Below are 25,896 nucleotides of genomic sequence, written 5' to 3' on the forward strand. Positions count from 1 at the left end.
CCGCGACAGCCACGTCGGCCCCTGCGTGACCTCGGCGCCGCCGTCACGTCCGACGGTCCGGTCATCACCGTGCGGGGCCCGGCGCCGCTGAGCGGGCCCGGCACGGTCCGGGGGGGGGTTCCCGCAGGACTCCCGGGGCAGCCCTGGACATATCTGGTGCCGCCTGGGCGTGCAGGTGGTGCGCGTCAGCCCGTTGAGGCGGTGGTGTGCGCAGATTCCCACCACGGTTTGTTGGATCTGTCCCCGTACCAGGTCGCTCACAGAGGTCAGTGGATTCCCCAGCGGGCGTTGTGGTGGCCGGTCTGCAGGGTGTGCAGGCGGTGGGTGAGTTCGTGGGTGGCCCGGTCGTCGCCGCGGTCTGCGCGGCGGATGAAGGAGCCGAGGGTGTGCAGGTCGCGCATTCTGGTCAGGACTCGGAGGCCGGGCCATGGGCGGGGGTCGTGGCCGTACGCGTCGAGGAACTCGTTGATCTCGCGTTCGGTGCGGCCGAAGCGGACGGCGCCCTGGAGGGTGTTGGCGAGGTCGAGTTCGCGGGGGCCGGTCGCGGCTTCGTCCCAGTCTCCGAGCCGGACGAGGTCACCGTCCCAGAGGGTGTTGCCGGGGTAGGCGTCGCCGTGGATCAGACCGTGCCCGAGGGGTGAGTCCAGGGCGCGGTAGGCGTGGACGGCCTCGTCGACCGCGGTGGTGAGCCAGGTCCGCTGCCGGGTGGTGAGGGTGGTGGTGCGGTCGAGGGAGTCGCGGAGGTGGGCGAGGGGCTCGTACTGCGGCAGGGTGACCGGCGGGTGCGGGAGGGCGTGGAGGGCGTTCAGGAGGGTTCCGAGGGCGGCGGCCGGGGGCGGTATGGGAGGTTGGGGGTAGTGGGTCCAGAAGGTGACGATGTAGCCGGATGCGGGGTCTTCGACAGGGTCTGCGAGTGGCTGCGTGGCGGGGAAGCCGTGTGCGTGGAGCCAGTGCAGGAGGGTGGTGGTCCGTGCGCTGGCGGGTGCGTCGGTGAGGGGGCGGACCCGGGCGACGGTCTGCTGGTCGGGGAGGAGGTAGACGTGGGTGGCGTGGCTGCGGAGGGGGGTCACCGGGCCTGGGGGCAGGCCGAGGTGGCGGCTGGCGTCGCGGACGGCGTCGTGTGGTGAGGTGCGCATGGTGGTCATCGGTGTGACGGTAGCGCGGTGGTGGGGTCGGGAGCGGGGAATCGTCGGGTCAGGTCGGCGAGTTCGCGGGCGGTGGGGTGGTGCTGGACGGGCGGCTGCTGGAGGGCGTGGTTGACGCGTTCGAGTCCGTCGCCGAGTTGCCGGATGCGCTGGCCCGGTGGGAGGTCGAGGAGGGGCTGGAGGATGGTGGCCGCGGTGTCGATGTCGCCCTGTGCAAGGCGTGCGGTGACGAGGTCGACGGTGGCGAGGGCTTCGTCGCCGTAGGAGCGTTCCTGGCGGGGACCGCGGGTGTACTGGTCGATGGCGGCGGTGGCGTGGTGTTCGGCCTGGGGGTGGTTGCCGAGCCAGGCGTGTGTCGAGCCGATGTAGTAGTCCTGCTTGGGTGCGGGGAAGGTGAGGATGCCGCCGAGGTCGGTGAGGCTGTCGGTGCGGGCGGTGTCTTCCTGGGCGGTGCGCATGCGGGCGAGGGCGAGGGCGGCACGGGGGTGGTCGCCGATGCGGGCGGCGGTGCGGGCTTCGATGGCGGCGAGGCGGATGCGGGATTCGCCGGCGGGGGCGTGGAGGCGTGCCTGTTCGATGTGGCGGAGGGCTCGGGCGGGGCGGGGTGACCATTCAGCGATGAGGGCGGCGGTGCCGGCGGTCCAGGCGATGAGGCCGGGGTGGTCGGCCTGGCGGGCGCAGGTGTCGGCGGTGTGGATCTGGGCGAGGGCGGCTCGCGGGTCGCCGAGATTCTGCGAGGCGTGGGCGAGGAGGAGACAGGTCGTTCCGGTGAGGAAGAAGAGCTCTCTGGTGTGCCGGGGTTTCTGGCGGCCGTTGAGGAACCGGAAGAGGTCGTCGCGGATCTCGACCAGTTCGCGGAACAGGGGCGGCATGGGGGCGTGGACGTAGGCGGTGGCGATGCGCGCGAGGTCGTCGGACAGGTACTCGAGGGTCTCGTCGGTGACGTTGCCGGGGGTGACCAGGGCGGCGAACTCCAGGGATTCGCGTGCGGCTCTCTCGACGCGCCCGCGGTGGGTCTCGTCGTGGCCGGTGTCGTCGGCGGGTGCCAGCGGCGGCTCGACCGGGCCGGCGGTGGGGAGTTCCTGGACGAAGCCGAGGTCGACGAGGGTGACCGGGCGGCCGAGCAGAGTGCTCATCACCGCGCAGAGGATGTGGCCGGTGTCGGGCTGGATGCCCGCGCCGTGCCGCCAGCGCTGGACGGAGACGTGGGTGGTGCCGAGCGGGGTGCCACGCTGGGAGGAGAGGTCCTGCATACGCTTGGCGAGGCCGCTGTTCGACGTCTCGGCTTCCGCCATGAGCGAGATCAGCTTCTCGTTCGGTGCCTTCACGCTCTCCCCCGCCGTCCGGCCCTGACGCCCCAAGATCATGGTGACACACGCCACATCGACGGGGTGATCACTTCGGAACCCCACCTCAGAGTCGGCGTGTTCGCGGTGAACCCCCGGTGCACCCTCCCGCCGGCGGGCCCGGTCGCGTTGACTGGATCACGCATCCGGCGCCCTCGCGGAACACGGCCCGGTCCGGATACCGGGCTGGTCCGTTCGGTGCTGGGTACCGTCGGGGTGACGGGCCCGGATGGCGCAGATCGTGTGCGGTGGAGACGAGAGGTGGTTCCGGCATGACGGGCGACGTCGGCGAAGTGCGGACCGGGCTGACGTCCAGGACCGCCTGGCGGTTGCTGGAGCTGGCGTGCCGCGAGGCGGGCCTGGACAGCTCGGGTGCGGCGCTGATCCGGGTGGGTGAGAACGCGCTGTTCCGGCTGGCCGGCCATCCGGTGGTCGTGCGGATCGCACGGTCCGCGGAATATCTGCCGCGGGTGGCCAACGAGGTCGCGGTCTCCCGGTGGCTCGCCGCGGAGGGCTTCCCGGCGGCCCGGACCGTGGAGGAGATCGGCCAGCCGGTCGTGGTCGCCGGGCACCCGGTGACCTTCTGGCATCTGATCGTCGAAGGCAACCGGAAGGCGACGTACGGGCAGTTGGGGGACGTGCTGCGCGCCTTCCACGCGCTGAAGCCCCCGGCGGGGCTTTGGCTGCCCGCGTTCGACGTCTTCGGCCGCACGGGCCTGCGGATACAGCGCGCGCCGATCCCGGAGGCGGACCGGGCGTTCCTGCGCTCGCACCTCGAATGCCTCCGGGAGGAGCTCACGGCGGTGCGCTTCGACTCGGTGCGGGCCCCGGTGCACGGGGACGCCCACGTGCAGAACCTCATGGTCGACGCGGCCGGTCGCGTGATCCTGATCGACTTCGAGAACGTCAGCTTCGACCATCCCGAGTGGGACCTGATGGTCACCGCGGTGGAGCATCACAGCCTCCGGTGGCAGAGCCCCGCGCAGTACTCCGAGTTCGTGGCCGCCTACGGGCGGGATCTGCGCGAGTGGCCGGGCTACGAGACGCTGCGGCGGCTTCAGGAGTTCCGGATGACGACCTGGCTGATGCAGAACGTCGACGAGAGCGACGCGGTCGCGGACGAGTACGGACGGCGGATCGCCGCGCTGCGCGATGACCGGGCGATCAGGAACTGGCAGCCCGGCTAGTCCTCCTCGCCGGCCGGGGTGAGAGCGCGCTGGACCCGGTCGTGGAACAGGACGGCGTGCGGGTGGCCGTCATGGGACCGCACCGCCTGCTGGAAGTCGGCGACGTAGCCGAGGAAACGGGCGGACTGCAGGGAGTCGCCCTCGTCGAGGGCGAGGCTCGCCGTGTCCACCGCTGCCTCCAGCTCGCCGTGGAGCAGCAGGCTCTGGGCAAGGACCATCCGGCAGAAGCCCAGAGTGCGGGCGTACTGGGGATTCGTCTGGGTGACGGCGCTGTGGGCGTGGTGCACCGCCTGGCGGTGCTGTTGGAGGTCGCGGAAGCAGTGTGCGAGCTCGCCCTGGAGTTCGGCCGCGTCGAAGTACGTGAGCCAGCCCGGGTCGTCGCCGGTTTCCGCCTTCTCGAAGTGGCGCTCGGCCTCGTTCATGGCCCGGGCCGTGCCCACCGGGTCGCCGGCCCGGGCCAGGGCGCGGGCCTCCATCGCGGTGTAGAGGGACATGGCCCGGGGTGTGGCGTGGTGGCGGGCGCCCTCGACGGCGGCGCGGGCGAAGCGGAGGCCCTGCGCGTGGTGGCCGAGGAAGGTGGCCTGGTGGCTGAGGTTGGACAGGATCCGGGCGCCGGCCATCCGGTCGCCGGTGACCTGGGTGAGCCGGAGGGTGGACACCAGGTAGCGGTGGGCGAGGTTGTGATGGCCGCTGTCGTACGCGGTCCAGGCGAGAAGCTGCGCGATCTCGGTGGCGGCGCCGTAGAGGGCCGTGCCGACCTTCTCGCTGTGGCTTGCGGCGAGCAGCGGCAGCACCTCGTGGCGGAAGTAGTGCCGCAGGGCCCGGTGCCCGTGGCCTCCGCCGTAGAGGAAGTCGAGCTTCATGAACATCTCGCCCGCGGTGCGGATCGCCTGGACGTCCCGCATCCCGACCCGCCGGACCGCCGCGGTGTCGACGGGTACACCGTCGGGGCGGGCCAGCAGCCACGTCAGCACCGCCGTGTCGGTCAGCATGTCCTCCGCGGCAGCCGGGCCGGCCGCCGCGGCGGCCGGATCCGAGCCCGCCAGCCCGTCCAGAGCCGTCAGCGCATCCCGCGGACACAGCGGATACCCACGGTCCGCTCCGCCGCCGGCCTCCACGTCCTGGGCGAAGCCGAGGTCGGCCACAGTGACCCGACGGCCCAGCTGTCCGCTGAGCACGTCCCGGAGGATGCCCGCGGCGGGCTGCCGGATCCCCGCACCGCCACGCCACCGCTGCACGGCGACATGCGTCGTCCCCAGGGCGATGCCGCGCTGCGCGGCGAGGTCCCGCATACGTTTGGCCAGGCCCTTGTTCGAGGCCCCCGCCTCCGCCATCAAGGCAGTCAAGCGATCATTCGGCACTTCTGACCCCCGGGCCATCCTGAAAGCGACGACGCGAGCACTCATGGTGACACAAGCGGGACGGGGGGTTCACACGTGAACCCCCCGTCCACGGCGCAGTGTTCACGTGAACCCCCTGGTGAACGCTCCCACGCGGCGCAGTCCCGTCGTTGACTCTCCGGCACGGCACATTCCGACGGCCGTCCACACCGACCGCGAGAGGCAAGGGGGAGCCGATGGCCGAGCAGCAGCACACCGCCCAGGTGTGTGCCCCCGGAACGCGCACCTGCCGGAGCCGCCCCGCAGCGCCGACGACACTCAGAGCGTTCCTGCCGTTACGCGGCGATCTCGGTCCGGAGCCGGTCCAGGGCGTGGGTGGCCGCTTCATGGGTGTCGGCCAGGGCATGGTGGCTGGTCCGCTGTACTCGCTGGAGCTGGTGGGGAAGGCGTTGTGCCCGGGCTTCGTGTACGGCGGTGGCGAGGAGGTGGGCCGCTCCGTCCTTGTCGCCTGCCAGGAGGCGGGCGCGGCCGGTGGTGATGAGTTCGATGACGCGCCACTGGGGTGCGACGGCGATGGTCGGCGCCGGCGGAGCGGATTCGGCGTGCCGTATGGCGTCCCGGGTGCGCCCGGTGGAGATGAGCCCCCGGAGACGGATCTCGTAGAGGGCGGTGGGGTTGACGAGGCTGGTGTGCTCGACGGTGTCGAGGAGCCGGTAGGCGTCGCGGAGGGTGTGGTCGAAGAGGGTGGTGTGGCCGAGGGCTCCGGCGGCGCGGGCCAGGAGCGGGAGTACCGCCACTCGGTCCTGCGTGGTGGGGGCGATGGCGGCGGCCTGGGTGAGGCGGTCGACGGCGGCGCCGAGCAGGCCGGCCTTGCGGAGTTCGTTGCCGTGCATCCGCAGGGCGGTGGTGGTCAGGGCCGGGTCGTCGAAGGCGCGGACGACGTTCAGGCTTTTGGCGGTCCAGTGGGCGGCGGTGGCCAGGCGTTCCTCGGGCAGGACGTTGCCGAGCGCGGTGCCGAGGCTGAGCCGGGCGTGGGCCAGGAGCCGGAGAACGTCCCGTTCGGTGCTGCCGTGTCGGGCCCGGGCTTCCAGGCGGGCGACGAGCGGCCACAGCTCGGCGACGGCGTCAGCGGCGTGTCCGCACTGGCGGGCCACCTCGGCGAGACGCACGGTGGAGGCGCCGAACTGCAGCATCGCCCGGTGGTCGGCGTCGGCCGGGTCGGTGACACCCAGGACATGCGCGGGAACCGCGAGCCGCTCGGCAACGTGACGCAGGCTCCCCACGTCGTTCAGGTGCCGTTTGCCCAGTTCGAGGGCGGAGACGTAGGTCTTGTCGTAGCCGAGGAGTTCGCCGGTCTCCAGCTGGCTGGTGCCGTGGACGCGCCGGTGGTACCGCAGGATCGCGGCGAGGCTGCGGGTGGCGAGGATGGCCTGTGCCTCCGGCGTCGCCCAGTGCCAGGAGAGCAGCCGTGCCGAGCGGCGCAGGGCCAGCGGTCCGGCGCCGGTGGTGGTGTCCATGGGGGGCTACCTCGCGGGGTGGTCGTACCAGGCGGTGATCGACTGCTTGTAGCCCTCGGGCATGGTCAGGTGGCCGACCTCGTCGCGGTGGAAGAGCCCGATCCTCTTGTGCTCGTGGCTCAGGACCGGTTCGCGGTCGGGGGTGAGGACGGTGCAGCCGTAGGTGACGATCAGGACCCGGCGGCCGGGCACCGGTTCGTAGATCCAGGTGCCCGCGTCGAGCAGGGGCCCGGCCTCGACGGTCCAGCCGCTCTCTTCCGCCAGTTCCCGTTCCAGCGCCTCGCCGGGACTGTGGTCGGCGGGCGCCGATCCCTGCCCCTCGGGTCCGATCTCCAGTCTCCCGCCCGGGAGTTCCCACTCGTCCCGCTCGTTGTGCAGGAGCAGCACCCGTTCCTTCGAGTCGAGGGCGACGCCTTTGACGGAGACCGGCCACAACGACGGCTTGTACATGGGCTGTCCCTGGATTACGAGGGCGGGCATGGCTTCCGGAACGTAGCACCCGCCGTTGACCGGGACTCGGGGTTGTCGCTTTTGCCCGAGTCGACAGTCTGTCGCTTTACACCGCCCACCGCGCCTTTGGACGCTGGCAGCCCCGCCCGACTTCAGAGGAGCACGCCGATGACGGCCCGTTCACTCACCCTGTTCGAGGCACACCATGTCCCCCTCGCCGGCACCGGCCGGATCCGTGCCGTGACGGGCCTCATTCACTCCCGGGGTATCGCGGCCGTCGAGGGCCTGGACACCCGGGCTGAGGTCCTCGCTTTCACCCGGCAGGTGATGACGGTGCAGCGCCATCCGGACAGCGACCCCGACGGGCTGACCACCATCCTGGACACGGGTGCCGCTTCCCGCCAGCCCGGGCGGGCGGGACTGGGCAACGGTGAGCTCCTGGCGCACACCGAACGCTCCAGCGTTCCCCACCCGCCCCGGCTGATGCTCCTGGTCTGCCAGCAGCCCGCCGCCTCCGGCGGAGACATCCTCCTGACCGACGGCCGCGCCCTCCGCGCCCTTCTGGCCAACCACGCACCCAGGGCCCTTGAGGCGATGTCGCTTCCCGGGACCGTCTTCTACGGCGACGGCGCAGGACACCCCTCGCAGATCTTCACGCGCCACCGCGACGGCGGGTCTCCATCCGGCTGCGCCAGGATGCCCTCGCAGCGTTCAGCCCGCTCCTCACCGAACACCTGCCCCTGCTTCGCGAAGCCATCGCAGCCCTCCAACAGCCACTCGCACTGCGTCCCGGGCAGGGCTACCTGATCGACAACACTCGCTGGCTCCACGCCCGCACCGCCTTCACCGGCGACCGCGTCCACCTGCGCGCCCTGGGCAGCCCCCGGACCCCGATGCCGCCCGGCTTCGCCACCCTGGACCTCATGCCCGGGAAGGAGCACCGGTGAACGCGCACTCCATCCCCTCCGCCCCCAAGGCCGTGTGCCCGCCCGCGCGATGCCTAGCCGGTCCCTCCGCAAGGGACCTCAACCCACCTGCCCCACTCCCCTACGGGCAGGGCGCCGTCAGGTCTGCCGGGGCGTCAGGAGGCCAGTCGGCTGGTGAACCCTTCCTCCACGAGGTCGTCGTACGCCGCGCGAACCTCAGCAGGCACGTGCTGCTCGATCGCGAATCCGAGCCGCGGGTAGTCGCAGACGCGCTGGAGGTCGCCCACGAGCATGTCGATCACGAGCTTCTCGTCGCCGATGCCCGCCAGGTACCCCTCAAGCGACAGGTCTTCCGAGGCACACACCACCTCCACCTCCGGCCACACCTTGAGGGCGGTCGCGAACGCGCGGCGCTGCATGTAGGGCTTGGTGACCAGGAGTACGGAGGCGGGGCGAATTCCGGCCCGGTCGAGGACGGCGCGGCTGAGGGTGATGTTGTCGCCGGTGTTGGCGGCGTGCGGCTCGACGTGGATGGCGTGGCCGGGGACGCCGAGTTCGAGGGCGTGCTCGCGGTAGTGGACCGCTTCGCCGCGGGGGAAGCGGGCGCGGGTGGTGGCGCTGTTCCCGCCGGTGAAGACGATCTTCTTGACCAGGCCCTGGTGGTAGAGGTTCGCGGTGGTGGTGGCGACGCCGAGGTCGTGGCTGCCCAGGCCGATCGCCACGTCGCAGGGTGTGAGGGCGTGGCCCATCTGGTGGTAGTCCCAGATCAGGCGGGCCTTGTCGCGCTGGGCGGTGGTGATGCTGGTCTGCCGGGTGCTGCTCACGGGTGTCCTTCGTCTGGTGGTTCAGGCCCGGGGGCCGAGGGTGGCCTGGGCGTGGGTGCGGATGGTGTCGATGGCGGTGAGCTGGTGGCGCAGTCCGATGCGGGCCGCGGTGTGTGCGGCGCTGTCGAGGACGCGCAGTCCTTCGTCGCGTGTGCGCGGGTCGGTGGCGAGGATGTGGCCGTAGGCGGTGTCGAGGCGGACCTGGGGCAGGGGCGCGTCGGGTCGGGTGGTGGTGCGGGCGATGCCGATACAGGTGAGGGCCTCGGTCAGGTTCCCGGCGCCACGGTGGGCGAGGGCGAGTTTCTGGTGAGCGGTGGACCAGTCCTCCGGTTCGTCCAGGGTCTCGAAGCTGCGGGCTGCGGCGGTCATGACCTGGGCGGCGTAGGTGTGGTCGCCGTGTTTGCTGAGCGCGGTGCCGACCCACAGGCGGGCGCGGGCCTGGTCGCGGAGGGAGAGGCGGGAGTCTGCGGCAAGGGTCTCGTACTGGCGGGCGGCGGTGGTGAGCTGTCCGGACATCTCTGTGGTGACGGCGAGGGACAGGTCGATCTGGGCGGTGCGGCGGGGGATGCCGAGGTGCCCGTAGAGGGTGCGGGCGGTGGTGTAGTCGCTGGTGGCGGAGAGCGGGCCGATGACGGACCCCTGGTCTCGTTTGAGGTCGCCGAGGAGGGCGGTCGCGCGGGCCAGGAGGTAGAGGCCCCGGTCGTCGAGTGCGGTGGCGGGGAAGCGGTGGGTCCAGCGCCGGATGAGGCTGTCGGCGAAGGTGAAGTCCTGCCGGGACAGCGCGATGACGGTGCGGTCGAGGTCGTCCGACCACGCCTCCAGGTCCGCCCCGGACGCCCGGCTGACCGAGACCCGGCCCGCACCGGGCAGCCTCTCCGCAGGGGCCTCCTCGGCAAGGAAGGTCTCGAACCGCAGATGCGCGGCGGTGTCAGCGCGTGCGAGCGCGGTGTCCAGGATCGCTTGGGTGTCCGGCCGGGGCTGGGTGGTGGTGCGGAGGTTCTCCCACTTCGAGACCGTCCGGACACCGACGCCCAGGTGGCCGGCGAAGGCCCGCACACTCATCCGCAGCGCGAGGCGCAGCACGCGGGCCTCCAGCCCGGTCCAGTGGTGCACGGTCGCCACAGGCCACTCCCCACGCTCTTGTCCCGACGTCATCGAACCACGGCGCCGGAGTCAGGGACGGCGCAAGTGCCACGCAAGTGCCACAGCCGTTCATTGGCCGCCGCGCCCCGGGCCGCGACGCTGGAGTTCCCCGCCCGTACTCGACTCCCCGGGATGGTCATCGTGGGTTCGCTGACCGAGGAGCGTCCGGTGGCCCAGCCGACGGTCTACGGCTTCCTCCGCCAGGCGCTGTGCGACTTACCGGCCCACCACGCGGCCCTCCGGCAGGCCTTGGCCGGCTATTGCCAGGACCACGAGCTCGCTCTCACAGCCGTCTTCACCGAAGAGGCCGGGGATTCACCCGGGGCCGCGTTCGCCGACCTTCTCGATGTCCTGTCCGCCCGGGGCGGCTACGGCGTCGTCCTCCCCTCCCCCGCGCACCTCGGCACCGCGCGCCTCGCGGCGGTACGGCGCGAGCAGGTCACCCGGACCGGTGCCCGCATACTCACCCTCCGCACTCCCACCCCACCGGATCCGGGTGGTTCTGCCGGCCGCGTCATCTCCGGGGTGGCGGCTCCAGACCACGGTTTGCGCACTGTGGCGGCAGAAGCGAACCCCGTGACGTCTGTGACTCGAACTCGCCCTATGCCGAATCCAGTTGCACGGCCTTCCCAGTCGGATCACTACGCCCTTTCCTCTGAGGAGTGCTGATGGAAACACAATCGGCTGCCGTCGTGGCCCGGTCGCCGGGTGGGGCGCTTGAGGTGGCCCTGCGGACCCGCGCGGGGTCCGGTGCCCCGGCCGCGGCGGCGCGAGTACCACAGCCGTTCTTCGAAGTTGTGGCGCTGATGCCCGCGGAGCTGAGGGCGGTCTGCCGGGTGCGCGGTGAGCTGTTGCGGCTGCTGGTGGGTTCGGGGCTCTCGGAGGTCGCTGACGCGGTGGTGCTGGGGGCCAGTGAGCTGATGGCGAACGCGGTGACCCATGGCTGTAGGCGGCAGGATCCGGCGCAATTCTCCCTGAGGGTCGAGCACTCCAGGGGCCGTGTCCGGGTCGAGGTCGGGGACCCGTCCCGTGTGCGGCCGTTCCCGCGGCTGGCGAGTGACGACAGCGAGGGCGGCCGGGGGCTGCTCCTGGTCGCGGCCTTGGCCGACCGCTGGGGTGTCCGGCTGGAGCCGTGTGGCGGGAAGACCGTGTGGCTGGAACTGGATGTGCCCGGCAAGGAGGCCGTGTCGTGAACTTCCCCCGTATGCCCCGTGGTGGGTCCCGCAGCCGCCCGGCCGCCGGTGCGGCGGGGTCGCGGTCCGTGGTCGCCGCGGCCAGGGAGACCCTCGCGCTGGTTCTCGACGAGGACGCGCCGCCTCTCGACGGTGACCGTGACGTCGAGGACATCGTCCTGCGGCTGCGGGGCCACCTGATGCGGCTCGGTGACATAGCGCGTGACCGGCCTGTGCCCGGGATCGCGCGGGCGCTGGCCGCCGCGCATACCGCCGCCGGGATGCCGCTGCCCGCCGGCTACATGGACGCGCGCGTGTATGTGCGCCGTCTGGCGGCGGCCGTGGAGGATGTCGTCGGCCGGATGGCGGAGGCCGGTGTGGTGTGCGGTCACGAGGTCGAGTGCCCGGCGGCCATGGACGTGGACGCCCAGGCCGCCCAGGTCCGGTTCCGCTGCCCCGAGTCCGGATACAGCCTGTTGTGCAACGGGCTCCTCCTCTTCGACGACACCGGATACCTCCTGCCCGCCGGCCGGGCCGAGTCCTCCCGCCGTTTGCGGTTCCTGCCTCGCGCGACGCCCGCAGGCTCCGCTGTCGGTAGGTGACTCCCGTGACCACGGTGTCGTCCGCGCGCTACGCCTGACCGCGCTCTACGGACGCGGCTGAGCGAGCACCGGCGCCGCCCGTCCTGCACCACTCCCCCGGCAACCCCGGGCATCACTCCATGTTCACCCGCACACCCTTCAAGGACTTGTCATGCCCGATGTCCCTGTTCCGCGCGTCCTGTCGCTGATTCCGTCCCCGCGTACCTCCGAGCCCGCATCCGTGTTTGCCCCGGTGTTCCGCCGGGTGGGGCGGATCGAGGACCATGCCTACCTCGGTGACCGGCGCCGCGGTGCGCTGGTCGACCGGGACGGTGCGGTCGACTGGTTGTGTCTGCCGCGTTTCGACGCCGACGCCGTGTTCGCCTCCGTGCTGGGTACCGCAGAGCACGGCCTGTGGCGTATCGCCCCGGATGCCGGTGCGGATGAAGCCGCCACTGCTCCGGCGGCGGACCAGCGGCGTTACCTCGGCGACAGCCTGGTGCTGGAGTCGACCTGGATCACGCGGCAGGGAACGGTCCGCCTCATCGACTTCATGCCCGTCCGCGACGGGGGCGGGGAGGAGCCGCCGCGGCTGCTCCGGATCGTCGAGGGTGTCAGCGGGGACGTGCGGATGCGGTCGCTTCTGCGGGCCCGGCCCGGATACGGGCGCACGGTGCCCTCCCTCCACGCCTCCTGGCGCCGGGCGAGCGTCGATCTGGGTGAGAGCCGTCTGTGGCTCGAGGCCGACGCGGGCATCAGCGCGGGGGCCGACGGTGACCTGAGCTCGGTCTTCACCATCGGTGCCGGGGAGTCCGTGACCTTCGCCCTGTCCTGGTCGGACGGGCACGACACCCCGCCGCCGGGCCCGTCCCCGGAGGGGCTGCTGCAGGAGACCCTGGACTACTGGGCGGACGTCGCCGCCGACACCGTCCACAGCGGCCCGCACTCTCACGCGGTGGCCCGCTCCGTGAGCGTGCTGCACGCCCTGTGCCACCCTTCCGGCGCGGTCGTCGCGGCGCCGACGACCTCGCTGCCCGAGGAACTCGGCGGTTCCCGGAACTGGGACTACCGCTACACCTGGCTGCGGGACTCCGCGTTCGTCGTCGAACGCCTCCTGGCCTGCGGACACCTCGACCAGGCCCGCGCGTGGGTGGGATGGCTCCTCACGGTCATGGGCCGGAGCCCCCGGGGGGCGGAGGGGCTGCAGATCATGTACGGGATCGGCGGCGAGCGGGACCTCACGGAGTACGAGCTGGGCTGGCTGCCCGGGCATGAGGGCTCCCGCCCGGTGCGTACCGGCAACGCCGCCGCCACCCAGCTCCAGCTCGACGTCTTCGGGGAGGTCGTCAGCGCCCTGTTCGAGACCCAGCTGCGGGATCCGGAGCTCGGGCCGGTGGTGGCGCCGCTCGTACGGGTGCTGGTGGAGCAGGTGGCGAGGCTGTGGGAGGAGCCGGACGAGGGGATCTGGGAGATCCGCGGGCAGCGGCGGCACTTCACCCACTCGAAGGTGATGGCGTGGGTGGCACTGGACCGCGCGGTCCGTCTGGCCGACGCCGGTCACGACGTCGGCCCGGCCGACCAGTGGCGGACGCTGCGCGAGCAGGTCCACCGGCAGGTGTGCGAGCGCGGGTACGACGAGGACCGCAACACGTTGACCCAGTCCTACGGCTCGCCGGAACTGGATGCCTCCCTGCTGCAGATGGCGTCCTACGGGTTCCTGCCCGGCGACGACAAACGGCTGATCGGGACCGTCGAGGCGATCCAGCGGGAGCTGTCCCTGCCCGGCGGGTACCTCCTGCGCTACCGCACCGACACCGGCCGGCCGAGCGTCGACGGCCTGGCCGGACACGAAGGCGCGTTCCTCATCACCCTGGGCTGGCTCCTCGACGCCCTGGTCCGCATCGGCCGGACCGGCGAGGCCGCCATCTACACCCAGGCCCTGCTGCACGCCGGGAACGATGTGGGGCTGCTGGCGGAGAAGTGGGACCCGGCCGCCGGACGGCAGCTCGGGAACTTCCCCCAGGCGTTCTCTCATGTCGCGGTCCTCACCGCGTGCGCGGCACTGGCCCGTGCCCAGGGGACCCGGACCGAAGGGGCACAGAGTGGTACGGCGTTCGCGGTGTGAGTGCGGCGGGGGCTGGGTCCGCCGTCTCCTGACCCGCCGCACTCCCCCCAGCCCGGGGGCCCGGTGAACCACGAGCACGGTGGGATGTTCGCTCTCACAGGGGTTCCCGCGGTTCCTGCTCGGCAGATCGCCTCCCCGGATCCGGCCCTGCCGGCGGCTGGTGCGGGGGATTTGTGGGAGGTGCGTCCGGCGGACCTCGCCGCGGCGTTCCTCGCGAGCGGCCGGCACGGCCGGGAGCCGTCGATGCCGGGGCTCGCGGAGGACCTGTCCGGGCGGGCGGAGACGGCGAGGGCCTGGCGGACGGAGGGCGACCAGCCCGTCCGCGCCCTGCTGGACGGCTCTCATGTCACGGCGTTGCGGCGGGTCGTCGAGGTGTGGGGGTGGCCGGGGTTCGCTCTGGTCGGCGGGGCAGGGTCGGTGGCAGCGGTGGAGATCGCACTGCTGTGTGCCAACGCCCCGCTCCTGCGGCGGCTGCTGCGGGTCCTGGAGGGCCCGGTCCGCACCGGGGACGCGGCGCTCGTGTTCCGGGCGCTGCTGCACGACCGGGCCTGCGTCCTGGAAGGCCAGGCGGGCTGGTACGGGACGCAGCAGCGCGCGGGCCCGCACGTGGCCGGGGAGCTGTGGCCTGTGGCCGAACCCGCTCTGCTGGCCGTGCGGCGTGCGCAGGCGGGTCTCGATCCGCTCGACGCCGCCGTCGCGGACCGGGCAGTGCATCTGACCGCCGCCTGACCCGCGCCCGTCCCGCTGGCGCCGTTTCTCCCGCACCCCGGTCGTCTCCCCGGGCCAGCCTTGTCCGGGCCCGTTCACATGTACTCCCGCCTTGTGGCGGTACTGAAGGAAGGTCTCATGCATCCGCCCGACACGACGCGGCCGACGACGCTGCTGAACGCCCTGTTGGACAGGTACCAGTGGGGTCGGTTCGGGGTGTTCCGTGAGCGGTTCAGGACGGCCGGGCGGGACGCGGCGCGGGAGCTGGGGAATGCCCGGCTGCGGGGTCTGGAGGTCACGGAGACCACCTTCCGGCGGTGGCGGCAGGGAACCAGGTGCCCACCGGGGACGGCGCGATCGTGCTGGAGTTCCTCTTCGGTGTCCCGGTTCGGGAGCTGCTGCGGCCGGCTCCGCCGAGCTCTTCTTTGACTGTGCTGAGGGGCCCGCATCCGCGGACGCTGTCCGTGGCCTGCCAGGTGGACGGCGCGATGCCCGCGTCCTCGCTGCACCTCGCGGGGCCGCCCGGGGGCGGCGGGCAGTGGCATCTGCACGGCGGCGGGGACATCTTCGACGGCACGCAGGTGTCCCTCTTCTCCTACGAGGCCCGGCCCGCCACGGGCGGGGCGGTCATCGAGGCGGAGGATCTGGAGCACGTGCGCCTGGTCACCCGGACCCCGCGCCGAAGTCTGCTTCTCGCCTCCCTCGGCGGCCGGGGCCGTGACGCGCTCCATGTCATGGACGGTGTGGCGGCGCGGCACCGGACCGCGCTGCCGTTCGTCCGGGATCTGACGGTGCCGGGCGCCTACCTGCTCGACGAGGTGACGGTCGCTCTGCTGTGGGCCACGTTCTGCTTCGACGACTGGCTGCAGGCCGACGACGCACTCCTCGCGGAGGAACGCGACCGCCTCGCACAGGGCCAGGGCGCGGCGGCGCACTCGGGGTTCACGCGTTCCGCGCTTCCGGAGCTGTCTTCGGCGGGTGCGGTGTGGCTGGGCTCCCACGTGTGCGCCGCCCACGCCGAACAGCACTTCGCGGGGCCGGTGTCGGGGTCTGGGCTGCCGGTGCTGTGGTCGCAGGTCCGCGGCGGGCCGGAGGCGGCGGCGTGGCTGCTGCTGAAGGACCGCTCACGGGTTCTGGACCTCATCCGTCTGCCGGGATGTACGGCGCCCGGGCGAATGGCGGTGTGTCTGCCCGAGGTGGCGGTGAAGGCCGCCGAGTCCTACGAGCGGATCCTGCTGATGCTGTTCGCGGCGCTGGTGGAGTCGCGGGGGATCGTCCTGTCGGTGACGGACGATCCCGCCTACGAGGCGATGGACGAGGTACTGGTCGCCGGACGGATGGCCGTGGTCGGCAACTGGCTGCCCAGGGGTGATGGGATCTGCGCGGCCGCGACCACGCACGAGACCAGCCGCGTCACGCTGTACGCGGACGCGGCGGCCCACAGCGTCATAGCCGCCGACGACAGCGACGGGCGGCTGCGGGCCCTGGCCGACTACTTGGAACTGGACGTGCAGTGGCTGGCCGGGCGGTGCCGTGAACTCCACGCGGCGGGGCTCAGCAGCCTGGTCAGGACCCGCAGCCTCCTCCTTCACACCACCGGGCTGGAGACGGCCCTGGCCCATCTCGCCACCCTCACCCGATGAACAGCCACGCCCGCCCGGCACCGGACCGCCGCCGGATGCGAGTGACCGGAATGCGGCAGCTGTAGTGCCCGCGACACCATCCGGCGCCACGCCGCTTACCAGTGCCCCCTGTTCCCTCTTCGACTCCTTAAGGCGTGTGATGTCCCCTTCCCTCTGCTCGCCGGTCTCCGCCGGGCTGTCCGCCACCGACCCGGGGAGCGGGCATGGGTGAGATCCCGGCCCCCCGGCAGGCACGTCACCGGCGCCGCAGCAGCCCCCCGGCCAAGGCCCGGACAGGCATCGCGCCCACCGCAGTCGCCGTGGCTGGGACCCTGAGCAGCGCCGTCCTGTCCCTCACCACCCCCGACACCCTGCCGACAGCAGCACCCTGGGTACTGGCCGTCAGCGTGAACGGGGCCGCACTGTTTGCCTCCTGGCGGATGTCCCGCACGGTGGCCGTGGACCGGTCCGCCGATATCCCTCAGACCTGCCAGCCCGTGCCCGCTCCCGCGCCCGCTCCGGCACCCGTGCCTGTGGCTCGGGCCGTGCCGGACTCCGCGGTGCTCGAGCGGCTGCTGGCTGTGGCCGAGGCTGGCCGTGCGCAGGTGGGCGGCCTGGCGGACCGCATCCGCCGGGGTGAACAGCCCGCTGTTCCTCACCCCCGTCCCGTGCCCGCCGGTAGCGGCCTGGCGGCCGAGCTGGAGCGGGTCCTCCTTCGCGGGCATGACGAGACGCTGGCGCTGGTCGCGTCGCTGACACGTGACCGGCAGGCCGTCGCCGCGCAGTCCGGGCAGCAGGTCGACATCCTCGTCCACATCGCCCGCCGCCTGGCGGGCCTGGTGGGCCGCGCCCTCAACCAGCTCGACCAGCTCGAACGGTCCGTGGAAGACCCCGACGAACTCGACGCGCTGTTCAGGCTCGACAACCTCATCACCCTGCAGCGGCGCTCCATCGAGAGCCTCGCCGTCCTCGGAGGCGGCCGCCCCCGGCAGATCCGTGAACCGGCCGAGATCCAGGCGGTGCTGCGTACCGCGATCGGGGAGACGGAACAGTACGCACGGATGCAGGTCGTCGCGTGCCCCCCGGGGACCATCCCGGGGTTCGCGGTGGTGGAGATCGCGGGCATGCTCGCCGAACTCCTGGAGAACTCGGCCTCCTACTCCCGCCCCGACACCCGGGTCCACATCCGCGCCCAGCGGGCCGAGGACGGCTCCCTGGACGTGCTCGTCGAGGACCGGGCCCTGGCCATGCCCGACGGCCAGGTCGAACGGCTCAACTACCTTCTCGCGCACCCGGAACGGGCCGACCTCACCGGCCAGCTCCGCGAGGGCAAGATCGGGATCATCGTCGTCGCCCAGATCGCCCGCCGCCACGGCGCCACCGTCCACCTCGCACCCCGTACGGACACACCCGGCTACCGGGCCACGGTCACCCTCCCCCCACGCCTGGTCACCACCCCCACCGTCCCCTCCCCCACCGAAGACACCATGCCCCTCACAGCCCTGACACCGAGACCGGCCACACTTCCCACCCGCGGCCCCGGCCACCTCCCCGCCCCGGACCAGACCGGGCCCAGGCCCTCCGCCACCGGCCCCGCCCGACCGCTCGAGAATCCTGGGAACGCCCCACTCCCGGTACGGACCCGCCAGCAGCACCTGCCGCAGCCCGCCATCACTCCCCCACCCGCCCGTCTCGCCTCCGGGCGCGGGTTCGCCGACGCCGTCGCCGCAGCCGAAGCACTGCACGGCAACACGCCTCCCAACCACCCCAGCCAGATCCTGAACCACGGAGAACGACGATGACCGAAACCACCCACACCCCTGTCGACATGGGCTGGCTCCTGGAGCAGCTCGCCGTCGGCGCGCCCGGCATCCTGGCCGCCCTGGTCACCAGCAACGACGGTCTCCCGCTGCACCAGTACCAGCTCGGTCAGGAGGCAGCCGAGCGGATCAGCGCCATCGTCAGCGGCGCCGCGTCCCTCGGCCGCGGCCTCGATGCCATCCCCGGCCTGGACCTCCCGCCCGGCGGATCGTTCGAGCAGGTGGTGATGTACCACTCCAGCGTCCGGCTGATGATCGGCCGGGCCGGTGACCACGCGCTTCTGGCCGTCGTGGCCCACCTCGACGCTGACATGCCGGCCATCGGCTACGCGATGGACCAGCTCGCCTCGCGACTGTCCGGGCATCTGGGCACCAGCGTCCGCCAGTCCACGGCGGGATGACCGGCCAGGACCGCGGGCAGCCCTGGGCTCAGGAGGACACCGCGCGCCTGCGGCCCTACACCCTGACCCAGGGCCGCACCAGCGGCCCCGCCGGACTCGGCCGCGACAGCCTCGTCACAGCCGACCCCCGCGTCCGTCCCGCCCGGAACCTGCTCACCGAACAGGCCGAACTGCTGGGGCTGTGCCGGGGTCTGCCGGTGCCGGTGGCCGAACTGTCCGCCCGGCTGCGCCTGCCGGTCCAGACGGTGAAGATCCTCGCCGGAGACCTCATCGACGTCCGCCTCCTCGTCCAGATCGACGCAGGACCCCAGTCCGTCACCCCCGTCCTCGACATCCACCTCCTGGAGCGAGTCCTCGATGGCCTCGAGCGCCTCTGAACCGGCCCCGGCCTACGGCATCCACCGCATGACCCCCGTCCGCCTCGTGGTCGGCGGACCCTTCGGCGTCGGCAAGACCACCTTCATCAGCACGGTCAGCGAGACGGAACCGCTGCGCACCGAGGAGCGCCTGACCATGGCCGGCGTGGGAACAGACCATCTGCGCGGGCCCGAACCCAAGGCCACCACGACCGTCCTGCTGGACTTCGGCCGCATCACCCTCGCCGACCAGGGCCTGATCCTGCTGCTGTACGGCACCCCGGGCCAGCAGCGGTTCCGGTTCCTGTGGGACGACCTCACCGGCGGAGCGCTCGGCGCCGTCGTCCTGGTCGACACCCGCGACCTCGCATCGGGCTTCGACGCGGTCTCCTACTTCGAGTCCAGCCCGGTGCCGTTCGTCATCGCCGTCAACGAGTTCGACGGCGCCGGACGCTACACCGCCGACGAGATCCACCACGCCCTCCAACTCGACCCCGGCGTCCCGGTCCTGCTGTGCGACGCCCGCCACCCCGCCTCCGCCCGCCACGTCCTGCACGCCCTGGTCCGCCACAGCCTCACCCTCGCCCGAGCCCGCGCCCGTGTCCCCCACGCCGGCCCCGACCGGAAGGCCCACCGATGACATTCGACCCGCGCACCGGACTGCACCAGCTGCGCGCCCTGCGCGACGGCATCGCACAGCGCATGGCCCGGCTGCGGGCCCTCGGCCTCACCAACCCGCCACCTGCGGCAACCAGCGCGTTCGACGCTTTCGCCACCAGCCTGGCCGCCCGCACCCACATGCCCGTCGCCATGATCAACCTGATCGGCGATGATCAGAGGTTCGTCGGACTCCACGTCCCCACCCACACCCCCGGCGGCGACCTGTTCCCGCCCGTGGAGCGCACCATGTCCCTCGACCACGGATACTGCCCCGAAGTCGTCGACCGCGGAAAGTCCCTCACCCTGCCCGACGTGTGCGTCAACCCCCGCTTCGCGGGCAACGAGGTCGTCGACCGCATGGGCATCCGCACCTACGTCGGAGCCCCCCTCACCGAACCCGGCAGCGGCATCATCCTCGGCACCGTATGTGCCATCGGCACCGAACCCCGCCCCAAGACCGACGGCCGCGAACTCTGGCACCTGATCATGCAAGCCGCCGAAGACGCCCAGGAACTCGTCATGGACCACACCATCCGTCCCCCCAGACACCCCAACTGACCCGCTCGGCACCGCGACCAAGCGGCACTGGAACATCCGGTGCCGCGCCGTCACCGCGAACCGCCTCAACCACACTCCAGCCGCCCACAGACCCCAAAAGGACAGCACCGCATGACACACACCCCCTCTGAACGCCAGGAACAGCATGACGCCGCCGCGCCGCCGCCGGGAGCGGCCCTCCCGTCCTGTGACGGTGTGGTGGCCGCGACCGGCACCCGGGGCGGCAAACTGGTGCGCGACCTGATCCCGCGGATCATCCGGGACGACGGCGCCGAACCCGTCATCTACGTAGCGGGGCCGGCGGAATACCCCGGGCTACTGCTGGCGAAGCTGTACGAGGAGCTCGACGAACTCGCGCACGCCGACGACCGGTCGAGACCCGGGGAACTCGCGGACCTCGCCGAGGTACTGGCCGCCTACGCCCGGGAATTCGGCATCGACGAGACCCAGCTGGAGCGGCTCCGAACCGCCAAACGGGACGAGCGAGGCGGCTTCACCGACCGGATCGTCTGGATGGGCAACCGGTGACCAGCCCCGCCACCGGATGACGCCCCGGTCCCGCGGTGAGCCGGCCTCGAACCGGCACCGTGCTTCACCACGATGGCCGGGGACAGGGGGCGGGGGGCCTGGGCCTGGGGGCAGGGACTGAGACCCGGCCTCTGCGGGACAGGGGCTGCCCGGGCGTCCGTCCGCGTCAGCGGTGGCATCACCACCCACGGCAGGGACGTCCCCGCCGTCGAGATCCGCGGGACGGTCGAAGAACTCACCGTCACCGGAGGCATCCACGCCCACGGCATCAGCCAGGAGCAGCCGCCAGGGACAGCGGCCGGAAGTCCGGAAGTAAACGGCCGGAAGTAACGGCCGGGGTAGCGGCCCGCGCGGGGGCCGCTACCCCGGCCCCCGCGCACCGGGTGCGCTACGCGCTGTCCCGGTGGAACGCCGCCGCGCCCGTCACGCGGACGCCGACCTCGTCCCCGGGGCGGACCTCCACCGGACCCGGCGTGCGGACCGTCACGGTTCCGGCGCCGCCGACCTCGACCAGGACCAGGGCGTCGTGCCCGTGGAAGCGGACCTCGCCCACCCGGCCCCGTACGGCGGCATCCGCGTCCGGGGCGACGAGCCTCAGCTGCTCGGGGCGCAGCACCACCGTGCCCTCACCGTCCCGGACCGGCCCGGCGCCCCGCAGGGAGACCGGACCCAGCGCGGTCGTGGCCGTGCCAGCCCGTGCCGACCCCGGCAGGAGCACCGCCTCGCCGACGAAGGAGGCCACCCACGGGTCGGCCGGAGCGGCGTACAGCTCCTGAGGGGTGCCGCACTGGGCGACCCGGCCGCCCCGGATGACGGCGACCCGGTCCGCGACGGACAGCGCCTCCTCCTGGTCGTGGGTGACCAGGACGGCGGTCGTGCCCGCCGCCCGCAGGGCCCCGCGCACGTCCGAGCGCAGCCCCGCCCGCAGCGCGCTGTCCAGGGCGCTGAACGGCTCATCGAGCAGGACCAGCGCCGGGCGCGGGGCCAGCGCGCGGGCCAGGGCCACCCGCTGCTGCTGGCCGCCCGACAGCTCGTGCGGCATCCGGTCCCGGTACGCGCCGAGGCCAACGAGGTCGAGCAGCTCGGCCGTACGGGCCCGCCGCTCGGCCCGCCCGGCGCCCACCAGGCCGAACGCGACGTTACGTGCCACGCTCAGGTGGGGAAAGAGCGCCCCCTCCTGGGCGACGATGCCCACCCCGCGCCGCTCCGGCGGCACGTGGACCCCCGGCCCGCTGATGGTCCGGCCGCCGAGGACGACCTCGCCCGCGTCGGGCGTGACGAAACCCGCGATGACCCGCAGCAGCGTGGTCTTGCCGCAGCCGGACGGGCCGAGGACCGCCGCGAGCTCGCCCTCGCCGACGGTCAGGCCGAGATCGTCCAGGACCCGGTTGCCGCGCCCGTACGAGCTGGTCACTCCGGTGATGCGCAGTCCGGTGCCGCTACCGACAGTCATGAGCGCCTTCCGAGCAGGTAGGAGGGGACGGCCGCGATCAGCACGATGGCCGCCGCGTAGGGTGCGGCGCCGGAGAACGCTCCCGCGCCCGTCTCGGTCCACAGCCGGGTGGCCAGGGTGTCGGTCCCGGTGGGACGGAGCAGCAGGGTCGCCGGGAGCTCCTTCATGATCACGACGAAGGTGAGCGCCGCCCCCGCCCCGATACCGGGCGCCGCGAGCGGAACGGTGATCTCCCGCAGCACCTGGAGCGGCGACCGCCCCAGAGTGCGGGCCACGTCCTCCAGCACGGGCGGCGCCTGGAGGATCGCCGCCCGCGCCGAGGCCACCGCCACCGGCAGGAACAGCACGACGTACGCGACGATCAGGAGCGGCATCTCCTGGTAGAGCGGGTACGCGTACCGGACCGCGAAGAAGACCAGCGCCAGGCCCACGGTGATCCCGGGCACCGCGTGCCCCGCGTACACGGACTGTTCGAGCAGCCGGGCCAGCCGTCCGCGGTGGCGGGCCGACAGCACACCGACCGGCAGCGCCAGCAAGGTGGTGACGGCGGCGCCGATCGCGGCCACCGTGACCGTGGCGACCGTCGCCGACCACAGCTTCTCCCCGTCGAAACCGGAGTTGCCGATGGCCAGCCAGTAGCCGAGGGTCGCCAGCGGGAACGCCACGGCGGTCGCCGCGACGGCCACGCACCAGGCCAGCGCGGGCCCGGTCCACACGCCGAGCCGGAGCCTGACGGGCGGCCGGGCACTGCCCTGGCCCGTCCGCGCGTGACCGGCGCGGCCCCGCGTACGGTTCTCCGCCGCCACCAGCAGCACGGTCATGGCGACCAGCACACAGCCGAGCACCGCGGCCGGGGTGCGGTCGAAACTGGCCTGGTAGGAGGAGTGGATCGCCCGGGTGAACGTGTCGTACCGGGTGATCGACACCGAGCCGAAGTCGGAGAGCACGTACAGCGCGACGAGGATGGCCCCGCCCGCCGCGGCGGGCCGCACCTGCGGCAGGGTGATCCGTACGAAGGTGCGCAGCGCGCCGCTGCCCAGCGAACGGGCCGCCTCCTCCTGTGCCGGGTCGATCCCACGCAGGGTCGCCGCGACGGGCAGGAAGACGTAGGGGAAACAGGCGAAGGTGAGGGTGATCGCCGCACCCGGCAGCCCCGCCAGCGACGGCGCGGCCGAGATCCAGGTGAAGGCCGCGACATAGCTGGGCACGGCCAGCGGCAGCGTCGCGAGCACGGCCCAGACCCGCTGGCCCGGCAGGTCCGTACGGACCGTCAGCCAGGCCAGCGAGATGCCGAGCACTAGGGAGGCGCTCACCACGATCGCGGTCAGCGCCATGCTGCGGCCAAGGAGTTCGAGGGTCCGCTGCTCGGTGACGATGTCCCAGGTGAAGGCCCAGCCGCGCTCCAGGGAACGCACGCCGAGATAGCCGAGCGGCAGCAGCGCGATCAGCGCCGCCGCCGTGGCCGGGAGCAGGAGGACAAGGGGGGGCCTACGCCGAACGGCTGCCGCGTGGGACGCGGCAGCCGGGGCAGGCACGGACGGTGAGGTGTTCGTGCTCATGAAGTACTCATGCAGTGCTTATGAAAACGGGGTGATGGGGTTCCGGTCAGACCATCCCGGCTTCCTTGAGCATCTCCAGCGTCTTCTGGAGGGAGTCCAGCTTGCCGAGGTCGATCTTGGGCGCGTTCAGGGAGCCCAGGGCCGGCAGGTCCTTGACGGAGGAGGTGACACCGGCGGCCAGCGGGTACTCCTTCGTCTTGTCGGCGAAGTAGGTCTGGGCCTCGGTCGAGAGCAGGTACTCGACGGCCTTCTCGGCGGCGGCGTTCTGGCCGCCGTTCTTGAGGACGCCGACGCCCGCCGCGTTGATCAGCGCGCCCGGGTCACCGCCCGGCAGGAAGTGGATCTTGGCGGTGAGCTTGTCGGCGCCAACCTCGGCGGCCTTCTCGTACCAGTAGTAGTGGTTGATCAGGCCGAGGGAGACCTCGCCGGAGTTGACCGCGTTCAGGACCTCGCCGTTCTTGGCGTACGGCTTGGCGCCGTTGGCCTTGAAGTCCTTGAGCCACTTCAGGGTGGCGTCCTCGCCCTCCAGGACGCGCATGCCGGTGACGAACGCCTGGAAGGAGGCGTTGGTGGGTGCGTAGCCGACCTTGTCCTTCCACTCGGGCTTGGTCAGGTCCTTGACGCTGTCCGGGGCCTTCGGCGCCTTCTGCGGGTTGTACGCGATGACGCGCGAGCGGCCGGAGACACCGACCCAGTCGCCCTCGCCGCCGCGGTAGGCGGCGTCGACCTTGTCCAGGGAGTTCTGCGGGAGCTTCGCCAGGACCTTGGCCTGGGAGAGCGCGCCGAGGGCCCCGGCGTCCTGCGAGAAGAACAGACCGGCCTTGGTCTTGTCGCCCTCTTCGAGGATCTGGGCGGCGAGCTCGGCGCTGTCGCCGTAACGGACCTGCACCTTGGTGCCGACCGCCTTCTCCAGCTTCTCGATGATCGGGGCGATCAGCTTCTCGTTCCGGCCGGAGTAGATGACCAGCTCGCCGGCGCTCTGCGCGACGGTGGGCTCGGCCTTCTTCTCGGCCTCCTTCTCCTTGGGCGCATCCGTGCCGCCGCAGGCGGCGAGGACGGGGAGGAGAAGCGCGGACATGGCGAGTGCGGTACCGCGGCGGACGAGCGGACGGGGCATGTGGAGCCTCCTGGACGGCCCGCGGGCCGGAAGCGGCCGGATGCGGGAACAAAAGCTGATGTGCACATCAATATGGCGAGGCTTGCCTAACTGTCAATTTTTGGCCAAGACGTGATCAATAAAGACCCAAGCTATTACCGGAGTGGGCTGGTTCCCGACAGAAAGTGAGGTATGTACACCCTCGGGTCCTGAACACTTGCGCCCGCACGCCTTCCGCCCACACATCTTCCGCACCACCGACCGAAAGGCACCCCATGCCGGATGGTCTGCCAATATGGAAGATTAGCCACGGTTTGACCACCTCGACCGGGACGGTGACGACCGGCTGACCGAACACGACCACGTCCTGATGGGCCGGTCGGTCGCCGCCTCCCTCGGACACGCCGAGGGCTCGGAGGCCGAGTGGCGCGTGATCGCGGCGTGCCTGGTGATCTGGCGGGACCTGTACCTGCCCCACCTGCCCCCCGGGACGGAGGCGGTGAGCCGCGCGCAGTTCCTGGCCTCCACCCTGACCCGGGCCGACGACCCGGCGGCGGCCCGGGCGACGCTCGGCGCCCTCGCACAGGCGTTCCTCGCGGTCGCGGACACGGACGGGCCTTCCTTTCCTCGGTCTCCGCGGACAGCTGAAGGCCGTGCGTGAGCGGGCTGCCGGGCAGGTGGCCGCGGCCGCTGTCGAGGCGGCGCCCGAGGACGAAGCGGGTGTCGGTGGCGAGGCGTCCGGGCCGATGGAGCTGCCGCCTGTCCCGCGTGCCACGGCCCGTGAGTACGCCTTCGCCGGGGCCGGGCTCGTACTCCTGCTCGCCGTCGGCGCCGCGCTGTACGCCTCCTCGCTCGTCTACCCCCGTTACGACATCGTCGCCCACGACACCTTCCGGGGCCTGAAGGGCTTCGACCTGCGCGAGGAGTTCGACCCGTTCGGCACCGTCCCCGACAATGAGCTGAAGGAATCGACGGCCCGGGTGTACATCGCCGAAGACGCAGCCCCGGACGCCCCCGCCGAGTACCTGGTGGCTGTCGCGACCGGAGACTTCCACCAGATGCGCGAGTCGTACATATACGACGACAGCATCCCCATGGGGGCCGCAGGGGTCGGCAGCATTCACGACAGCTGGCGAGCCGGTCCCGGCCCTCACGGGAGCTGGATGCGGTGCGCCAGATACACCGAGCCGGGCACCGGCATGCTTCAGGCCGCGTGCCTGTGGGCGGACAAGGGCAGCATGGGCATGGTCCTGTTCACCGCTGAGGACAAGAACCGGGACGCGGTCGAGGCAACTGCCCGGTCCGTCGGCGCCGACTTCCTCCAGCCCGCAGGGGACTGACCCGTACGACAACGGCCAAATCGCCGAACCTGCCCCTGA

At 72.2% G+C, this 25,896-nt stretch carries 24 protein-coding genes and 1 pseudogene; 15 read left to right on the forward strand and 10 right to left on the reverse strand.

What is annotated here, in order from left to right; genetic code table 11:
- Nucleotides 1-266: 266 nt before the first annotated feature.
- Both ACFXGN_RS28460 and ACFXGN_RS28465 read right to left on the reverse strand, forming a co-directional pair.
- Nucleotides 267-1,145, reverse strand: coding sequence for a phosphotransferase family protein (locus tag ACFXGN_RS28460; protein WP_384864614.1), 879 nt, complete (start codon nucleotides 1,143-1,145; stop codon nucleotides 267-269).
- The gene (locus ACFXGN_RS28465; protein WP_384864616.1) at nucleotides 1,142-2,473 is read right to left on the reverse strand and encodes an XRE family transcriptional regulator; all 1,332 of its coding nucleotides are present in this window, start codon (nucleotides 2,471-2,473) and stop codon (nucleotides 1,142-1,144) included. The genes ACFXGN_RS28460 and ACFXGN_RS28465 overlap by 4 nt, the downstream gene beginning before the upstream one ends.
- A 290-nt stretch (nucleotides 2,474-2,763) precedes the next feature.
- Here ACFXGN_RS28465 and ACFXGN_RS28470 point away from each other — a divergent pair, with 290 nt between their 5' ends.
- Nucleotides 2,764-3,678, forward strand: coding sequence for a phosphotransferase enzyme family protein (locus tag ACFXGN_RS28470; protein ID WP_384864618.1), 915 nt, complete (start codon nucleotides 2,764-2,766; stop codon nucleotides 3,676-3,678).
- Here ACFXGN_RS28470 and ACFXGN_RS28475 read toward each other — a convergent pair.
- From ACFXGN_RS28475 to ACFXGN_RS28485, 3 genes are all read right to left on the reverse strand, one after another.
- Nucleotides 3,675-5,024 (reverse strand): sporulation protein, encoded by a 1,350-nt coding sequence (locus ACFXGN_RS28475; protein ID WP_384864619.1) that lies wholly within the window; start codon nucleotides 5,022-5,024, stop codon nucleotides 3,675-3,677. The genes ACFXGN_RS28470 and ACFXGN_RS28475 overlap by 4 nt on opposite strands.
- A 329-nt stretch (nucleotides 5,025-5,353) precedes the next feature.
- Nucleotides 5,354-6,535: an XRE family transcriptional regulator gene (locus tag ACFXGN_RS28480; protein WP_384864621.1), complete on the reverse strand. Its 1,182-nt coding sequence runs from the start codon at nucleotides 6,533-6,535 to the stop codon at nucleotides 5,354-5,356.
- A gap of 6 nt (nucleotides 6,536-6,541) precedes the next feature.
- A complete protein-coding gene (locus tag ACFXGN_RS28485; protein ID WP_384864623.1) occupies nucleotides 6,542-7,015 on the reverse strand; it encodes an NUDIX domain-containing protein in 474 nt (157 codons plus the stop codon).
- Between the two features lie 138 nt (nucleotides 7,016-7,153).
- Between ACFXGN_RS28485 and ACFXGN_RS28490 the strand changes: the two are divergent.
- Nucleotides 7,154-7,932 (forward strand): annotated as a pseudogene (locus ACFXGN_RS28490) (TauD/TfdA family dioxygenase).
- A 134-nt stretch (nucleotides 7,933-8,066) separates the two neighbouring features.
- Here the strand turns inward: ACFXGN_RS28490 and ACFXGN_RS28495 are convergent.
- Both ACFXGN_RS28495 and ACFXGN_RS28500 read right to left on the reverse strand, forming a co-directional pair.
- Nucleotides 8,067-8,735 carry a YdcF family protein gene (locus ACFXGN_RS28495; protein ID WP_384864625.1) on the reverse strand — a complete coding sequence of 223 codons (669 nt, stop codon included), beginning with the start codon at nucleotides 8,733-8,735 and terminating at the stop codon, nucleotides 8,067-8,069.
- A 21-nt stretch (nucleotides 8,736-8,756) separates the two neighbouring features.
- Nucleotides 8,757-9,857 carry a hypothetical protein gene (locus ACFXGN_RS28500; protein WP_384864627.1) on the reverse strand — a complete coding sequence of 367 codons (1,101 nt, stop codon included), beginning with the start codon at nucleotides 9,855-9,857 and terminating at the stop codon, nucleotides 8,757-8,759.
- Between the two features lie 689 nt (nucleotides 9,858-10,546).
- Between ACFXGN_RS28500 and ACFXGN_RS28505 the strand changes: the two genes are divergently transcribed.
- From ACFXGN_RS28505 to ACFXGN_RS28555, 11 genes are all read left to right on the forward strand, one after another.
- On the forward strand, nucleotides 10,547-11,071 hold the full coding sequence (locus ACFXGN_RS28505) for an ATP-binding protein (RefSeq protein WP_384864629.1): 525 nt from the start codon (nucleotides 10,547-10,549) through the stop codon (nucleotides 11,069-11,071).
- Nucleotides 11,068-11,652, forward strand: a complete 585-nt coding sequence (locus ACFXGN_RS28510; RefSeq protein ID WP_384864631.1) for a DUF5999 family protein — start codon at nucleotides 11,068-11,070, stop codon at nucleotides 11,650-11,652. The genes ACFXGN_RS28505 and ACFXGN_RS28510 overlap by 4 nt, the downstream gene beginning before the upstream one ends.
- A gap of 151 nt (nucleotides 11,653-11,803) precedes the next feature.
- The gene (locus ACFXGN_RS28515; protein WP_384864633.1) at nucleotides 11,804-13,756 is read left to right on the forward strand and encodes a glycoside hydrolase family 15 protein; all 1,953 of its coding nucleotides are present in this window, start codon (nucleotides 11,804-11,806) and stop codon (nucleotides 13,754-13,756) included.
- A gap of 180 nt (nucleotides 13,757-13,936) precedes the next feature.
- A complete protein-coding gene (locus ACFXGN_RS28520) occupies nucleotides 13,937-14,485 on the forward strand; it encodes a hypothetical protein (protein WP_384864635.1) in 549 nt (182 codons plus the stop codon).
- 296 nt (nucleotides 14,486-14,781) lie between these two features.
- A complete protein-coding gene (locus tag ACFXGN_RS28525) occupies nucleotides 14,782-16,107 on the forward strand; it encodes a hypothetical protein (RefSeq protein WP_384864637.1) in 1,326 nt (441 codons plus the stop codon).
- Between the two features lie 647 nt (nucleotides 16,108-16,754).
- A complete protein-coding gene (locus tag ACFXGN_RS28530; protein WP_384864639.1) occupies nucleotides 16,755-17,888 on the forward strand; it encodes an ATP-binding protein in 1,134 nt (377 codons plus the stop codon).
- Nucleotides 17,885-18,307 carry a roadblock/LC7 domain-containing protein gene (locus tag ACFXGN_RS28535; RefSeq protein WP_384864641.1) on the forward strand — a complete coding sequence of 141 codons (423 nt, stop codon included), beginning with the start codon at nucleotides 17,885-17,887 and terminating at the stop codon, nucleotides 18,305-18,307. Before ACFXGN_RS28530 ends, ACFXGN_RS28535 begins: the two co-directional genes overlap by 4 nt.
- Nucleotides 18,304-18,684 carry a DUF742 domain-containing protein gene (locus ACFXGN_RS28540; RefSeq protein WP_384864643.1) on the forward strand — a complete coding sequence of 127 codons (381 nt, stop codon included), beginning with the start codon at nucleotides 18,304-18,306 and terminating at the stop codon, nucleotides 18,682-18,684. Before ACFXGN_RS28535 ends, ACFXGN_RS28540 begins: the two co-directional genes overlap by 4 nt.
- Complete coding sequence (locus tag ACFXGN_RS28545) at nucleotides 18,665-19,303, forward strand: ATP/GTP-binding protein (RefSeq protein WP_384864644.1); 639 nt, start codon at nucleotides 18,665-18,667, stop codon at nucleotides 19,301-19,303. Before ACFXGN_RS28540 ends, ACFXGN_RS28545 begins: the two co-directional genes overlap by 20 nt.
- A complete protein-coding gene (locus ACFXGN_RS28550) occupies nucleotides 19,300-19,881 on the forward strand; it encodes a GAF domain-containing protein (RefSeq protein ID WP_384864646.1) in 582 nt (193 codons plus the stop codon). The genes ACFXGN_RS28545 and ACFXGN_RS28550 overlap by 4 nt, the downstream gene beginning before the upstream one ends.
- A gap of 111 nt (nucleotides 19,882-19,992) precedes the next feature.
- Nucleotides 19,993-20,409, forward strand: coding sequence for a nucleoside triphosphate pyrophosphohydrolase (locus tag ACFXGN_RS28555; protein ID WP_384864648.1), 417 nt, complete (start codon nucleotides 19,993-19,995; stop codon nucleotides 20,407-20,409).
- Nucleotides 20,410-20,797: 388 nt separating this feature from the next.
- Here the strand turns inward: ACFXGN_RS28555 and ACFXGN_RS28560 are convergent, their stop codons facing one another.
- Genes ACFXGN_RS28560 through ACFXGN_RS28570 form a run of 3 tightly spaced genes read right to left on the reverse strand, consistent with a single transcriptional unit; the run spans nucleotide 20,798 to nucleotide 24,499 of the window.
- Nucleotides 20,798-21,862, reverse strand: coding sequence for an ABC transporter ATP-binding protein (locus ACFXGN_RS28560; protein ID WP_384864650.1), 1,065 nt, complete (start codon nucleotides 21,860-21,862; stop codon nucleotides 20,798-20,800).
- A complete protein-coding gene (locus tag ACFXGN_RS28565) occupies nucleotides 21,859-23,421 on the reverse strand; it encodes an ABC transporter permease (protein WP_384864652.1) in 1,563 nt (520 codons plus the stop codon). Before ACFXGN_RS28565 ends, ACFXGN_RS28560 begins: the two co-directional genes overlap by 4 nt.
- Before the next feature lie 46 nt (nucleotides 23,422-23,467).
- Nucleotides 23,468-24,499, reverse strand: coding sequence for an iron ABC transporter substrate-binding protein (locus ACFXGN_RS28570; RefSeq protein WP_384864654.1), 1,032 nt, complete (start codon nucleotides 24,497-24,499; stop codon nucleotides 23,468-23,470).
- 388 nt (nucleotides 24,500-24,887) lie between these two features.
- Between ACFXGN_RS28570 and ACFXGN_RS28575 the strand changes: the two genes are divergently transcribed.
- Together ACFXGN_RS28575 and ACFXGN_RS28580 are read left to right on the forward strand one after the other, a co-directional pair.
- Nucleotides 24,888-25,178: a hypothetical protein gene (locus ACFXGN_RS28575; RefSeq protein ID WP_384864656.1), complete on the forward strand. Its 291-nt coding sequence runs from the start codon at nucleotides 24,888-24,890 to the stop codon at nucleotides 25,176-25,178.
- Nucleotides 25,179-25,263: 85 nt separating this feature from the next.
- Nucleotides 25,264-25,857 (forward strand): hypothetical protein, encoded by a 594-nt coding sequence (locus ACFXGN_RS28580; protein WP_384864658.1) that lies wholly within the window; start codon nucleotides 25,264-25,266, stop codon nucleotides 25,855-25,857.
- The last annotated feature ends 39 nt before the right edge of the window (nucleotides 25,858-25,896 follow it).

The organism is Streptomyces sp. NPDC059247 (genome assembly GCF_042754005.1).
GTDB lineage: Bacteria > Actinomycetota > Actinomycetes > Streptomycetales > Streptomycetaceae > Streptomyces.

Bases quoted from the DNA above. Each gene is read 5' to 3' on its own strand.
- ACFXGN_RS28535 (WP_384864641.1), top strand. From the start codon at position 17,885: ATGACCGAAACCACCCACACCCCTGTCGACATGGGCTGGCTCCTGGAG.
- ACFXGN_RS28515 (WP_384864633.1), top strand. From the start codon at position 11,804: ATGCCCGATGTCCCTGTTCCGCGCGTCCTGTCGCTGATTCCGTCCCCG.
- ACFXGN_RS28570 (WP_384864654.1), bottom strand. From the start codon at position 24,499: ATGTCCGCGCTTCTCCTCCCCGTCCTCGCCGCCTGCGGCGGCACGGAT.
- ACFXGN_RS28580 (WP_384864658.1), top strand. From the start codon at position 25,264: ATGGAGCTGCCGCCTGTCCCGCGTGCCACGGCCCGTGAGTACGCCTTC.
- ACFXGN_RS28560 (WP_384864650.1), bottom strand. From the start codon at position 21,862: ATGACTGTCGGTAGCGGCACCGGACTGCGCATCACCGGAGTGACCAGC.
- ACFXGN_RS28460 (WP_384864614.1), bottom strand. From the start codon at position 1,145: ATGACCACCATGCGCACCTCACCACACGACGCCGTCCGCGACGCCAGC.
- ACFXGN_RS28485 (WP_384864623.1), bottom strand. From the start codon at position 7,015: ATGCCCGCCCTCGTAATCCAGGGACAGCCCATGTACAAGCCGTCGTTG.
- ACFXGN_RS28565 (WP_384864652.1), bottom strand. From the start codon at position 23,421: ATGAGCACGAACACCTCACCGTCCGTGCCTGCCCCGGCTGCCGCGTCC.
- ACFXGN_RS28480 (WP_384864621.1), bottom strand. From the start codon at position 6,535: ATGGACACCACCACCGGCGCCGGACCGCTGGCCCTGCGCCGCTCGGCA.
- ACFXGN_RS28505 (WP_384864629.1), top strand. From the start codon at position 10,547: ATGGAAACACAATCGGCTGCCGTCGTGGCCCGGTCGCCGGGTGGGGCG.
- ACFXGN_RS28540 (WP_384864643.1), top strand. From the start codon at position 18,304: ATGACCGGCCAGGACCGCGGGCAGCCCTGGGCTCAGGAGGACACCGCG.
- ACFXGN_RS28545 (WP_384864644.1), top strand. From the start codon at position 18,665: ATGGCCTCGAGCGCCTCTGAACCGGCCCCGGCCTACGGCATCCACCGC.
- ACFXGN_RS28555 (WP_384864648.1), top strand. From the start codon at position 19,993: ATGACACACACCCCCTCTGAACGCCAGGAACAGCATGACGCCGCCGCG.
- ACFXGN_RS28470 (WP_384864618.1), top strand. From the start codon at position 2,764: ATGACGGGCGACGTCGGCGAAGTGCGGACCGGGCTGACGTCCAGGACC.
- ACFXGN_RS28575 (WP_384864656.1), top strand. From the start codon at position 24,888: ATGGGCCGGTCGGTCGCCGCCTCCCTCGGACACGCCGAGGGCTCGGAG.
- ACFXGN_RS28550 (WP_384864646.1), top strand. From the start codon at position 19,300: ATGACATTCGACCCGCGCACCGGACTGCACCAGCTGCGCGCCCTGCGC.